This window comes from Aliivibrio sp. S3MY1 (genome assembly GCF_028765575.1).
In the GTDB taxonomy this organism is placed as follows: domain Bacteria; phylum Pseudomonadota; class Gammaproteobacteria; order Enterobacterales; family Vibrionaceae; genus Aliivibrio.
In genome coordinates this window covers 1-12,781 of sequence record NZ_JARACO010000018.1, presented here as the reverse complement: position 1 = coordinate 12,781, position 12,781 = coordinate 1, and the positions used below count along the sequence as shown (strand labels likewise).

Below are 12,781 nucleotides of genomic sequence, written 5' to 3'. Positions count from 1 at the left end.
GAATTAGTAGTATTATTAGCAATTATTGTTTTTTGGTAACAGAAAAATGAAATAGTCGTGATTGATTCTGATGTGAATCAACGAACTTTTTCAGTAAAATAGTAATACTCTTACATAAGAAAAAAAATTACAGATTATTAATGGCGAGCAGATGAGGGAGTGTGCTTGCTGTATTAGAAATTGAAATTGAAATTCCCAACCATATTAGAGGGTAACCATGGTCAAGAAGATTGGTGTTTTAACAAGTGGTGGCGATGCGCCGGGTATGAATGCAGCAGTTCGTGGTGTTGTTCGTACAGCATTAACGGAAGGCCTAGAAGTATTTGGTATTCATGATGGCTACTTAGGTCTTGTTGAAGATCGTATCGAGAAATTAGAGCGTCATAGCGTATCTGATATGATCAACCGCGGCGGGACATTCTTAGGTTCAGCACGTTTTCCTGAATTTAAAGAAGTCGCTGTTCGTGAAAAAGCGATTGCAAACCTTAAGAAACATGAAATTGATGCGTTAATCGTTATCGGCGGCGATGGTTCTTACATGGGGGCTAAGAAGCTAACTGAAATGGGTTACCCATGTATCGGTCTTCCGGGTACTATCGATAATGATATCGCAGGTACAGACTACACGATCGGTTACTTAACGGCATTAAACACGGTTATTGATGCCATTGACCGTTTACGTGATACATCGTCTTCTCACCAACGTATCTCTATTGTAGAAGTTATGGGCCGCCACTGTGGTGACCTAACATTAATGGCTGCAATTGCAGGTGGTTGTGAGTACGTAATTACTCCAGAGACTGGCTTAAACAAAGAAGCGTTAATTCAAAACATTCAAGATGGCATTGCGAAAGGTAAAAAACACGCAATTATCGCGATCACTGAATTAATGACTGATGTGAATGCATTAGCAAAAGAAATTGAAGCAGATACCGGTCGTGAGACTCGTGCGACGGTACTTGGGCATATTCAACGTGGTGGCCAACCTGGTGCATTTGACCGTATTTTAGCATCTCGTATGGGTAACTACGGCGTTAAGTTATTGATTGATGGACATGGTGGCCGTTGTATTGGTATTCAGAATGAGCAACTTGTTCACCATGATATCATCGATGCAATTGAAAACATGCGTCGTCCTGAGAAGCTAGATCTTTATAAAGTAGCGGAAGAATTATTCTAATGTAGAATAGGTCGATGTTATAAAAGAAAAACCGAAGTTTAGGCTTCGGTTTTTTTATATTTGAAAAATGATGTGTTTAACTATTTTACTCGAATAGGTATAACTTTTTATTCTAAATATAGGTCGAGTGGGGTTTTGCTTTTTCTTCCTCCCACTTCTCGCGCTAAAGTTGGTACTAGATAACCTGAAACGTTTTCAATTAACTCACCCATTAACTGCTTTGCTTTTTCATCAGAAACAAAGAAATGAGCAGCCCCTTGCACCTTGTCTAATACATGAAGGTAATATGGCAAAATACCCGCATCAAACAGTGCCTCACTTAAATCAGTCAATGCCTTTGTTGTATCATTCACATCTTTAAGTAAGACACTTTGATTTAATAGTGTGACGTTTGATTGTTTTAATTGAGTCATTTTATTTACTAACTCAGCGTTAATCTCGTTAGCATGGTTAATGTGATTCACTAGAATGATTTGTAATCGTGTTTGTTTAAATAGTTGACACAACGTATCAGTAATACGGTTTGGTATTACAACCGGTAAACGAGAGTGGATACGAAGGCGCTTGATGTGCGGAATCGCTTCAATATGTTCAATTAACCATTTCAGTTCATGATCTTTTGCCATTAAAGGATCACCACCAGAAAAGATGACTTCATTTACTTCAGGATGGTTTGTAATGTAATCGATGGATTCTTGCCAAATAGTCTTACTGCCTTTGTTATCTTGATATGGAAAATGACGGCGGAAGCAATAACGACAATTTACGGCGCAACCTCCCTTTACAATCAACAGAACTCGATTTTTGTATTTATGCAATAAACCCGGTTGTTCATTGTCTTGCTCATCGAGAGGATCGTTCGAATATCCATCATGTACTTCGAATTCTTGATCTAAAGGCAATACTTGACGTAATAAAGGATCAAAAGGGTTGCCAAACTCCATTCGATCGACAAAACTTGTCGGCACACGTAACGCAAATAACTTTTTCGCTTCTAATCCTTTCTCCCACGGAGAGCTATCAATCCCTAGAGTTGAAAGCAGTTGATGAGGATCTGAGATCGCATTTGAGATCTCTTTGAGCCAGTTTTGCTCAACAGAAGTGTCATTTCGGGTTATTATGTGTGACATTATTTATAACTCAACGATGTTAAGAGGAAATCATGGCGTCAGTAAGTACCAATGAATTCAAAGGCGGTTTGAAATTTATATTTGATAACGAGCCATGCTCAATTATCGACAATGAATATGTTAAACCTGGTAAAGGCCAAGCATTCAACCGTGTAAAACTTCGCAAATTGCTTTCTGGTAAAACACTAGAAAAAACATTTAAATCAGGTGAAAGCTTTGAGCTTGCTGATGTTGTCGACGTAGAACTTGACTATTTGTACAGCGATGGCGAGTTCTTCCATTTCATGAACAGCGTAAGCTTTGAGCAAATCGCTGCTGATGCTAAATCGGTTGGTGACACGGCTAAATGGCTAGTAGAAAACAACACCTGTACTGTGACTCTTTGGAATGATAATCCAATTACAGTGACACCGCCAAACTTTGTTGAGATTGAAGTGACTGAAACAGACCCAGGTCTGAAAGGTGATACTCAAGGTACTGGTGGTAAACCAGCAACACTAGCAACAGGCGCTGTTGTTCGTGTCCCACTATTCATCGCTATCGGTGAAGTCGTTAAAGTTGATACACGTACAGGCGAATACGTAGGTCGTGTGAAGTAATTTCGACTTATATCGAGAATAGCTTTATATAAAAGGTCACTTCGGTGGCCTTTTTTATTGTTTATCTATTTTAAGAAGCTAGTGTGATCCGCTATTCACTACGATTGGTATTACATAGCAGATACAAAAAAGGTTGGCATAAAGAGCCAACCTTTTTTTGTATCTAAATGATGATTAGATCATGAAGATAAACACCACAGATAATACCGTTGCTAGAGCAGCAGTTGCGTAACATGCGATTTTACCCGCAGTACCGGTGTGGAATTTTAGGTCGTGCATACCATGATGTAGACGGTGCATCGCGTGCCACATAGGCATAGAGATAGAACCGATAACAAATAATGCACCAATGATGCTAGTAACAAAACCAGCAACACGTAGGTAGTTCATTGATTCAGGACCAATGACACCTAGTGGAACTAAAATACCAAGAACTAAGATAGTTACTGGTGTTAGCATTGCAAACCAAGTACCACCGGCACCGAATAAGCCCCACCATACTGGTTCGTCAGAACGCTTTGGATTAAGATTTACCACAATAATTCTCCTTAAACGATAACCAATACAAGTAGTGTGATTGCAGCAACGGCTGCCCATTGTGCAAGAACAACGACTTTCTTATCCAGTGTTTTACCACCAAGACGAATAGGCATTACTTGCGGCATCATGCTAAAGAATGTTTGAGCATGGAATAAGCTACCGGCCAAAGCCACAATATTCAGAGCAACCACAATAGGGTTTGCCATGAAATCTAACCAAGAAGCCCAAGCAAGTGGCCCCTTTACTAAACTACCTAAGCCAACAAGCAGACAGATAGTAAAGAAAATTAGCGGTAAAATTGTTGCTTCACGAACCATGTAGAAGCGGTAGAAAGGGTGATCTTTCCACCAAGTACGTGTCATTTCGCGAACGTAAGGTTTACGGTTGCTCATCCTTATGCCTCCTGTGGTTTAAGCATTGCGATAACAAAGTCTTGAGACGATGCGATCTTACCTTGGTTAACTGCTGCTGCAGGGTCAACGTGTTTTGGACATACTTCAGAACAGTAACCTACAAACGTACAGCCCCATGCGCCGTTGTCGCCATTGATTAGCTTCATGCGTTCAGCAGAACCGTTATCACGGCTATCAAGATTGTAACGGTGTGCCAGTGTTAGTGCTGCAGGACCGATGAATTCAGGGTTAAGACCGAATTGAGGACACGCTGCATAACATAGACCACAGTTGATACAACCAGCGAACTGCTTGTATTTTGCCATTTGCTCAGGAGTCTGAGTGTTAGGACCTTGATCTGGAGTACGGTCGTTACCAAGAATATAAGGCTTGATTGCTTCTAGACGTTCGATGAATGGCGTCATATCAACAATTAAGTCTTTCTCGATAGGGAAGTTTGCTAATGGTTCTAGTGTTAAGCCATTTGGGTAATCACGTAAGAACGCTTTACAAGCAAGCTTAGGTACGTTGTTTACCATCATGCCACAAGAGCCACAGATCGCCATACGACAAGACCAACGGTAAGATAGGTTTTTGTCTAGGTTATCTTTGATGTAACCAATTGCATCAAGAACAGAAGTTGTGTCATCACAAGGTACGTCGAACGCTTGTAGATAAGGTTTCTCATCTACCATAGGGTCGTAACGCATAATGCTTACTTTTTGAACTCTCTTACCCGTTGTCATTATGCTTGCTCCTCTGCGATCTTAGCTGCTTCAGCTTCTGCCGCGGCTGCTTTTTCTGCTGCTTCACCGTATAGGCGAGCTTTTGGTTGAGATTTGGTGATAGTTACGTCGCTGTATTTAATTGTCGGCGCTGCATCTTTGTTGTAATACGCTAATGAGTGTTTTAGGAAGTTCACATCATCACGTTCTGTACAACCTTCATCTAGACGTTGGTGTGCACCACGAGACTCTTTACGTAGAATCGCAGAGTGAGCCATTGTTTCAGCAACTTCAAGGCCGTAACCCACTTCGATAGCGTATAATAGGTCAGTGTTGAACACTTTACCTTTATCTTTGATGCTGATGTTTTTATAACGTTTTTTCAGTTCAGCCAGTTTCTCAATCGTATCTTGCATCTCGTGCTCTTTACGATAGATACCACAACCCGCTTCCATTGAATGGCCCATTTCCGTACGGATATCAGACCAGTTTTCATCGCCTTCTTGAGCTAGTAGGGCATCAATGCGGCCTTGCACTTCTTCAATTTGTGCTTTGATAGCATCGTCATTCCAAGTTGTAAATTCAGCTGCTCGCTCAGCGGCTTTTTCACCTGCAAGGCGACCAAATACAACTAACTCAGCAAGTGAGTTTGAACCCAGACGGTTTGCACCGTGAAGGCCAACAGAAGAACATTCACCAACAGCAAATAGACCTTTGATGTTTGTTTCGTTGTTCTTATCCGTTTCAATGCCACCCATGGTGTAGTGAACAGTAGGACGAATTGGAATTGGCTCTTTCGCCGGGTCAACGTTAACGTAGGCTTTTGAAAGCTCACAGATAAACGGTAGACGTTCATTTAGATACTCTTCACCTAGGTGACGAAGATCCAAATGCACTACATCACCAAGAGGGTGTTTGATCGTGTTGCCTTTTTGTTGTTCGTGCCAGAACGCTTGAGAAACTTTGTCACGAGGACCCAGCTCCATGTACTTGTTCTTAGGCTCACCAACAGGAGTCTCAGGCCCCATGCCGTAATCTTGTAGGTAACGGTAACCATTTTTGTTTACGATGATACCGCCTTCACCACGACAACCTTCAGTCATCAGGATGCCTGTGCCAGGTAGGCCCGTTGGGTGGTATTGAACAAATTCCATATCACGCAGTGGAACACCGTGACGGAATGCCATCGCCATACCATCACCAGTAACGATACCGCCATTGGTATTACAGTGGTAAACACGACCTGCGCCACCCGTTGCAAGAACAACAGATTTTGCTTTAATACAAATAAGTTCGCCTTCAGCCATATGAATAGCAATCAGACCTTGAACTTGACCATCTTCAACTAAAATATCAACAACAAAGTACTCATCAAAACGGTTGATTTGAGGGTATTTCATTGACGTTTGGAATAGGGTGTGAAGCATATGGAAGCCAGTCTTATCGGCTGCAAACCATGTACGTTCAACTTTCATACCACCAAAACGACGAACGTTTACTTCACCATTTTCTTTACGGCTCCAAGGACAACCCCACTGTTCTAGTTGAGTCATCTCGCGGTATGCATTTTTTACAAAGTATTCAACAACATCCTGTTCACACAGCCAATCACCACCGCCAACAGTATCGTTGAAGTGATTGTCTAGTGTATCTTCTTCCTTGGTCACGGCTGCTGATCCACCTTCTGCAGCAACAGTGTGCGAACGCATTGGGTAAACTTTTGAGATTAGAGCAATTTCTAGCTCTGGGTTAGCTTCTGCTGCTGCAATGGCAGTACGTAGACCTGCACCGCCTGCGCCGATCACTGCAATATCTGTGGTTATCGTTTTCACAGTTATTCTCCGGGATAAAAGATAAAAAATTAAATTAACCATTCAAATGTGATTAATTATGAGAATCTAGCCTGCTCATGTGACAAATAAAGAGCAAATAAAACTTAAAAAATTCTGATGCCTATTCTATGTGAGCTTTTGTAATAAAAATTGATATGGATAAAGTTTTGTCGTGCAAGTACCACTAATGGGGTGATTTGTTATGAATAATGTGATCCCTGTCAACTAGTTAAAGCTGTTAATATTCACAGGTATTTGTAGTTAAGTTGTTGCTTTATAAGTGATAATGATTCTTATCAGCTACGTATCCCTTTGATGAGTAAGGAGATTTATAAAGTTAAAAAATAGGTAACCTTAAAATGGGTTATCAGGTATCATTTTGGATAAGTTTTTCTAATGTATAAAATTATGACTAGCCAATCTTGGATGCCTAGTGCATCAATTGAACAATTACACCAACGCGCTGATATTCTTGCTTCGATTCGTTTGTTCTTTTCTGAGCGAAAAGTGATGGAAGTCGATACCCCTGCAATGAGCCATGCGACGGTGACGGACGTACATCTTCATACTTTCCAGACGGATTTTGTTGGGCCTGGTTATGCTGATGGTGCTCACTTATATTTTATGACCAGCCCTGAGTTTCATATGAAGCGATTATTGGCGGCAGGAAGTGGTGCAATTTATCAAATTAATAAAGCATTTCGTAATGAAGAAGCAGGGCGTTTCCATAATCCTGAATTTACGATGCTGGAATGGTATCGTCCAATGTTCGATCATCATCAACTGATGGATGAAATGAATGAACTGCTGATGCTAGTACTAAAGTGCAATGATTCAGAGCGTATGACATATCAAGACGCCTTTATTAAGGCGCTTGGAGTTTGTCCTTTAGAATCATCTATGGATGAATTAAGAGCGGTTGCGGCGCCATTAGGCTTATCAGATATTGCGGATATCGAAGAAGATAGAGATACATTACTGCAATTGCTATTTAGCATGGGGGTTGAAGACAAAATAGGTTTAGAGGTTCCTGCTTTTGTTTATGACTTTCCAGCCTCTCAAGCGGCGCTTGCTAAGATCAATCCAATGGATCCGAGAGTAGCTGAACGTTTTGAGGTCTATTTCAAAGGGATTGAGTTAGCGAATGGTTTTCATGAATTGGATAATGCAAAAGAGCAACTTGCTCGTTTTGAAGAAGATAATGCGAAACGTAAATCGATGGGGTTAATTGAACAACCCATTGACTATCATTTGATAGCAGCACTAGAAGCAGGCCTTCCTGATTGCGCTGGTGTTGCTCTAGGTATTGATCGTCTTATTATGCTTGCAATGGGAGAGAAGCACATCGATCAAGTGATGGCTTTTCCTTTTGATAGAGCATAATTTGCAATTATCATAATATAAAAAGCACTAAACCAAAGCGTTTGGTTTAGTGCTAAATTATCATCTAATTAATGATTTTTAATTTTAAAGAAAGATAAATCTTCTTTTAAGTTAATGGTTAAGCTTGAAATATCATTATTCATTTCTGAAACTTTTGTTACTCCAGAAAGGTTGTGTTGAACAATATTATTGATCTCTTGTAAGCGTTCAGACACTTCATGCGTTACGTTTAGTTGTTTGTTTGATTCAACAACAACAATCGAATTAATATCTGAAATTTCAGATACTTTTTGAGAAATAATACGGAATGACTCAAATAATTCATTTGAAATAGTTTGAGATTCTGCTACGAGATCTGAACTCTGCTGCATATATTCATTAGCACGCTTTGAAAGATCTTGAAGCTGTGTAATGGTCTGTTGAATATCGATAGTTGATTGTTGTGTTTTTCCAGCCAAAGCTCGAACTTCATCAGCGACCACGGCAAAACCACGCCCTTGTTCTCCTGCTCTTGCGGCTTCAATTGCAGCATTTAAAGCTAATAAGTTTGTTTGTTCAGAGATAACATCAATAACATCCACAACAGAGCTGATTTTTTCTGCACTTTCACGTAATTCATTTACCACACTCGTCGATTCTGCCATCGTATGGTTTACTTTAGTTGTGATGCCTTCTGAGCGTTGCAACGTATTTGAACTAATCGAAATAATATCCATCGTCGATGCAACAACAGAGCCTGAATCTGTGATTATCTTATTTACATCTGATGCAGCAGAAGATAAAGAAAGAATAGATTCTTCTACTTCTTTTACTTCTAAGAATTCTTTTTGTGCATTATCAGAATTATCTTGAATAATATCGATAATCTGTATTTGATTTTTTGATAATTTATTCATGTGATAATTTGATGATGTTACAATAGATTCGATTTTTTGTTGCAATTCAGAGAGTGAATTTGAAATTCCATCTAATTCATTTCTAGATTTAGGGATTTGAATTGGATTAAATAACCCTTCTCTCATATTACCGATAACATTATTTATTTGAGGAATAATACGAAGTTCTTTCTTTAAAATAACATGCATTACTATAAATAAGATGGCGCAAACAATAAGAATAAAGAAAGCATTATACCAAGCGGAACCCATTAATCGTGTTTTTACATATTCTTCCTGAACACCATTACCTAGATACCATTTCCAGTCTCCAGTTTTTAATGCAACGCTATCAATATTCGCGATGACATCCCCTTTTGACGATTTCCAAGTATAGCTAATTAGTGTATTTGATGATGCGTTATCTAAGTTATTCAATAGTGCAGTTTCAGTATCTTTTCCTACAATATCAATAAATACTTTATCATGAATGCCTGGATCTAGTGGGGCAGATATAAATCGTAAAATTCCTTTTTCATCTTTGCTTGCAACCCAAACATATTCATCGGAAGCATATTTGGTATTACGCAATAAATATATAGCTAAAGCTTGGGCTTGTTCTTTTGTCATCTCCTGTTTTTTTACTTTTTCTTCTAAATTATTAATCATTTGAGCTTGGACTAATAGCAATTGGTCAACTCTTATTTTATTTTCAGTTTTAAGAGCTTTAAACATGGTATTAGTATTAAATAATACAATTAATGACATGCTAGAAAAAAGCAAAATCATAAAAAGAGTGGTTATTTTTTTAATCATGAAAATTATTTTAAATAAATAGTTTGAAATTAATCTCGGATTGTAATCTCAGTTATATAAATACACAATAAAAAAATAGCGAACACAAGGTCCGCTATTTTGGTTTTATTTTAAGTAAATTATTTATTTTGAAATATGTGCAAATGGGGTGCCCATACGAGTTGGAACGCCATTTTCCATGGATACATCAAATTTAATTGAGTTAGGTGCAAATAAGTTAATAACGGTTGAACCTAATTTAAAGCGACCCATCTCTTCACCTTTCTTAAAGCAAATCATATCATCGCCAGAAAGTGGGTAATGCCATGTTTTAACAGCAGGACCTGTCGGTGGTGTTACGGTATCAGCCCATGTCGTCTCAATACTACCAACGATGGTTGCACCAACAAGAACTTGAGCCATTGGGCCAAATTCAGTATCAAAAATACAGACAACACGTTCGTTACGTGCAAATAGATTTGGTACATTCTCAGCGGTTAATGGATTAACCGAGAAAAGATCGCCCGGAACGTAAACCATCTTACGCAATGTCGCATCGCAAGGCATGTGCACACGATGGTAGTCACGAGGTGATAAATATAGAGTTGCGAATTCGCCCCCCATAAATTCGTCAGCTAGCTCTTCATCGCCACCAAGCAGCTCTTGAGCTGAATATACATGACCTTTAGCTTGAACTAATTGACCATCAGTAATCGGGCCAAATTGGCTTACGCATGCATCTGCTGGATGAGAAATAACATTCACATCGTTATCAATTGGGCGAGCGCCATTTTCTAATTCGCGTACAAAGAAGTTGTTGAACGTCGAATATGCTTCAGGATTTGGGTTTTTAGCTTCGTTCATATCAACGTTATATTGTTTGATGAACCACTTAATTACCGCTGTTGTTAACCAACCCATTTTTGCTGATGCTAATTTGCCAGCCAAACGAGTAAGTGCATGCTTTGGGGTTAAATACTGTAACCCAATTTTTAAATTATCTGACACGTTATTTGCCTACTAGTTATCACTTGAAATAGATATTACCACATATTAATGTGGTTTATTAATCCGCTTTTTTACTACGAGAAAATTGGCGATTAGCCTTATTCTCAGACATACTTTCAATAATTCGATGGTAACTCTCAAAGCGAAGTTTAGCTATTTTTCCATTTGATACGGCTTCTTGAAGAATACAGCCCGGATCATCTTTATGTGTACAGTCTCTAAATTTACAACCGCCTAAGAAGTCTTTAAATTCAATAAAAGAGGCTGTAACTTCATCTTTCTCTAAGTGCCACAGACCAAATTCACGAACTCCAGGAGAATCAATAAGATCGCCGCCATGAGGGAAATGATATAAACGTGCTGCGGTTGTAGTGTGTTGTCCAAGTCCGGAGTTTTCAGAAATAAGACCTTCCATTATTTCTAATTCAGGCATTAATGCATTCACTAAACTTGATTTACCCACACCTGATTGACCAACAAAAATATTGATATGGTCTCTTAGTTCAGCTTCAAGCTCTTCTACACCGTAGCCTGACTCTTTACTTACGTATCGAACTTTATAGCCGATGTCTTCATATAAGCTAAGCAGCTGCTTTACATCAGAGAACTCTTTTTCAGAAAGTAAATCCACTTTATTTAAAACGATAAGTGGTTTTATTTTTAGTGTCTCTGAAGCAATAAGGTAGCGGTCAATTATATTTAATGACAACTCAGGAAGGATAGAAGAGACAATGACCATTTGGTCAACGTTGGCTGCAACTGGTTTAATGCCATCGTAATAATCAGGTCGAGTTAACATAGATGTACGTGGTTGAACGGCTTCCACTACACCAGATATACCTGCAAGTACTTCTGTTCCCGGACGCCAAATAACACGATCACCAGACACTAAGCTTTCAATACCTCGACGTAAGTTACAACGATGTATTTCTTTGCTTTCTGGATCTTCGATATCCGCATGTTGACCAAAGCGAGTAATGACTAACCCTTCTTTGGCTGCTTCTAATGAGGATTCATCCCACTCAACGGTGGTCTTTATCTTTTCTATACGTTTATTTTGATTAGAACGTACTCGGCGAACTTGGCCTTTAGTTAACTTTGTCTTTTTTGCCACGAAATGATTTCACTTGTAGGTTGGCTTTCAGTTTTATGTTGAAAGATAAATCGGCCCGAGTATCATACCCTTTTTAGTTACAAAATAGGCAGCTCTCTATGGCAATTAATGATCAAAACCTGATTTGGGTTGATTTGGAGATGACAGGATTGGATCCTGAAACTCATAAAATCATCGAAATCGCATCCATTGTAACTGATGCTCAGCTAAATATTTTAGCAGAAGGGCCAGTTATTGCTATTCATCAGCCAGAGGATGAGTTAGCTAAGATGGATGATTGGTGTACAAATACGCATACCAATAGTGGATTAGTCGCTCGTGTACAAGCAAGTGAATACAATGAAGCTGCTGCGATCGAAGAGACCATCGCTTTTCTTGAAAAGTGGGTACCAAAAGGTATTTCTCCAATTTGCGGTAACAGTATTGGCCAAGATCGCCGCTTCCTATATAAGCATATGCCTAAGCTTGAAGAGTATTTTCATTATCGCTACGTTGATGTCAGTACGATTAAAGAGCTCACTCGTCGTTGGAAACCTGAAGTTCTTGATGGCTTTGAGAAAACAGGAACCCATTTAGCATTGGATGATATTAGAGAATCTATTGCTGAGTTGAAATATTACCGCCAACATATTTTTACAATCTAGTTCTTTTGATGAATTGTTGAGCGAAAGTGGCGGATTTTAAAGATTTTTTAGTTTTTTTTCAAAATCCGCTTGCATCATCACGTTTTACTCGTATAATTCGCAGCCTCTGAACGAGGAGCTACTCCTTATCAGAATATCAGTATGCGACACTAGCTCAGCTGGTAGAGCGCAACCTTGCCAAGGTTGAGGTCACGAGTTCGAGCCTCGTGTGTCGCTCCAATTTCTCTTTAGTATTTAGATACTTCTCGAAAATTGAAATTGGTTAAAGTCTCATTGTCTTAAACAATGCATCCGGACGCGGGATGGAGCAGCTTGGTAGCTCGTCGGGCTCATAACCCGAAGGTCGTAGGTTCAAATCCTGCTCCCGCAACCATATTTAGATTGAATGCTTTATAGCGTTGATCATGCGACACTAGCTCAGCTGGTAGAGCGCAACCTTGCCAAGGTTGAGGTCACGAGTTCGAGCCTCGTGTGTCGCTCCAAATTGAAAGTGAAACATAAGGGTACTCTGGCAGAGTGCAATCCTTGCCAAGGTTGAGGTCACGCCTAAGCCTTGAAGATCGG

At 39.4% G+C, this 12,781-nt stretch carries 12 protein-coding genes and 3 tRNA genes; 7 read left to right on the top strand and 8 right to left on the bottom strand.

The genetic code is table 11. The features are described 5' to 3' along the window. Positions 1-217: 217 nt before the first annotated feature. The gene (gene pfkA, locus PVK62_RS12365) at positions 218-1,180 is read left to right on the top strand and encodes a 6-phosphofructokinase (RefSeq protein WP_274442356.1); all 963 of its coding nucleotides are present in this window, start codon (positions 218-220) and stop codon (positions 1,178-1,180) included. A gap of 107 nt (positions 1,181-1,287) precedes the next feature. On the opposite strand, the gene epmB is transcribed toward pfkA, so the two are convergent. Next, a complete protein-coding gene (gene epmB, locus PVK62_RS12360) occupies positions 1,288-2,310 on the bottom strand; it encodes an EF-P beta-lysylation protein EpmB (protein WP_274442358.1) in 1,023 nt (340 codons plus the stop codon). Between the two features lie 32 nt (positions 2,311-2,342). Between epmB and efp the strand changes: the two genes are divergently transcribed. Then, entirely contained in the window at positions 2,343-2,909 is a 567-nt protein-coding gene (gene efp, locus PVK62_RS12355) for an elongation factor P (protein WP_274442360.1), read from the top strand. 174 nt (positions 2,910-3,083) lie between these two features. Here the strand turns inward: efp and frdD are convergent, their stop codons facing one another. From frdD to frdA, 4 genes are read right to left on the bottom strand one after another with little or no spacing between them, the layout of a single operon-like run. Further along, positions 3,084-3,446 carry a fumarate reductase subunit FrdD gene (gene frdD / locus PVK62_RS12350; RefSeq protein WP_274442361.1) on the bottom strand — a complete coding sequence of 121 codons (363 nt, stop codon included), beginning with the start codon at positions 3,444-3,446 and terminating at the stop codon, positions 3,084-3,086. A gap of 11 nt (positions 3,447-3,457) precedes the next feature. Further along, positions 3,458-3,841, bottom strand: coding sequence for a fumarate reductase subunit FrdC (gene frdC / locus PVK62_RS12345; protein ID WP_012551226.1), 384 nt, complete (start codon positions 3,839-3,841; stop codon positions 3,458-3,460). A 2-nt stretch (positions 3,842-3,843) separates the two neighbouring features. Beyond that, entirely contained in the window at positions 3,844-4,587 is a 744-nt protein-coding gene (locus PVK62_RS12340) for a succinate dehydrogenase/fumarate reductase iron-sulfur subunit (protein WP_274442362.1), read from the bottom strand. Then, the gene (frdA, locus tag PVK62_RS12335; RefSeq protein WP_130043850.1) at positions 4,587-6,398 is read right to left on the bottom strand and encodes a fumarate reductase (quinol) flavoprotein subunit; all 1,812 of its coding nucleotides are present in this window, start codon (positions 6,396-6,398) and stop codon (positions 4,587-4,589) included. The genes PVK62_RS12340 and frdA overlap by 1 nt, the downstream gene beginning before the upstream one ends. A gap of 408 nt (positions 6,399-6,806) precedes the next feature. Here frdA and epmA point away from each other — a divergent pair, with 408 nt between their 5' ends. Then, positions 6,807-7,781 carry an elongation factor P--(R)-beta-lysine ligase gene (gene epmA, locus PVK62_RS12330; protein WP_274442363.1) on the top strand — a complete coding sequence of 325 codons (975 nt, stop codon included), beginning with the start codon at positions 6,807-6,809 and terminating at the stop codon, positions 7,779-7,781. 68 nt (positions 7,782-7,849) lie between these two features. Here epmA and PVK62_RS12325 read toward each other — a convergent pair whose 3' ends face one another. The 3 genes from PVK62_RS12325 to rsgA all read right to left on the bottom strand — a co-directional run bounded on the left by PVK62_RS12325 (position 7,850) and on the right by rsgA (position 11,573). Next, positions 7,850-9,424, bottom strand: a complete 1,575-nt coding sequence (locus PVK62_RS12325) for a methyl-accepting chemotaxis protein (protein WP_274449411.1) — start codon at positions 9,422-9,424, stop codon at positions 7,850-7,852. A 171-nt stretch (positions 9,425-9,595) separates the two neighbouring features. After that, entirely contained in the window at positions 9,596-10,459 is an 864-nt protein-coding gene (gene asd, locus PVK62_RS12320; RefSeq protein ID WP_274442365.1) for an archaetidylserine decarboxylase, read from the bottom strand. A gap of 58 nt (positions 10,460-10,517) precedes the next feature. Next, positions 10,518-11,573 carry a small ribosomal subunit biogenesis GTPase RsgA gene (gene rsgA / locus PVK62_RS12315; protein WP_274442366.1) on the bottom strand — a complete coding sequence of 352 codons (1,056 nt, stop codon included), beginning with the start codon at positions 11,571-11,573 and terminating at the stop codon, positions 10,518-10,520. 98 nt (positions 11,574-11,671) lie between these two features. Here rsgA and orn point away from each other — a divergent pair, with 98 nt between their 5' ends. From orn to PVK62_RS12295, 4 genes are all read left to right on the top strand, one after another. Further along, positions 11,672-12,217, top strand: coding sequence for an oligoribonuclease (orn, locus tag PVK62_RS12310; RefSeq protein WP_274442367.1), 546 nt, complete (start codon positions 11,672-11,674; stop codon positions 12,215-12,217). Positions 12,218-12,360: 143 nt separating this feature from the next. Continuing rightward, positions 12,361-12,436, top strand: a tRNA-Gly gene (locus tag PVK62_RS12305). A 77-nt stretch (positions 12,437-12,513) separates the two neighbouring features. Further along, positions 12,514-12,590 (top strand) — tRNA-Met (locus tag PVK62_RS12300). A gap of 33 nt (positions 12,591-12,623) precedes the next feature. Continuing rightward, positions 12,624-12,699, top strand: a tRNA-Gly gene (locus PVK62_RS12295). The last annotated feature ends 82 nt before the right edge of the window (positions 12,700-12,781 follow it).

Coding starts and splice junctions, on each gene's coding strand:
- pfkA (WP_274442356.1), top strand. CDS start 218: ATGGTCAAGAAGATTGGTGTTTTAACAAGTGGTGGCGATGCGCCGGGT.
- epmA (WP_274442363.1), top strand. CDS start 6,807: ATGACTAGCCAATCTTGGATGCCTAGTGCATCAATTGAACAATTACAC.
- frdC (WP_012551226.1), bottom strand. CDS start 3,841: ATGAGCAACCGTAAACCTTACGTTCGCGAAATGACACGTACTTGGTGG.
- PVK62_RS12340 (WP_274442362.1), bottom strand. CDS start 4,587: ATGACAACGGGTAAGAGAGTTCAAAAAGTAAGCATTATGCGTTACGAC.
- epmB (WP_274442358.1), bottom strand. CDS start 2,310: ATGTCACACATAATAACCCGAAATGACACTTCTGTTGAGCAAAACTGG.
- orn (WP_274442367.1), top strand. CDS start 11,672: ATGGCAATTAATGATCAAAACCTGATTTGGGTTGATTTGGAGATGACA.
- PVK62_RS12325 (WP_274449411.1), bottom strand. CDS start 9,424: ATGTCATTAATTGTATTATTTAATACTAATACCATGTTTAAAGCTCTT.
- efp (WP_274442360.1), top strand. CDS start 2,343: ATGGCGTCAGTAAGTACCAATGAATTCAAAGGCGGTTTGAAATTTATA.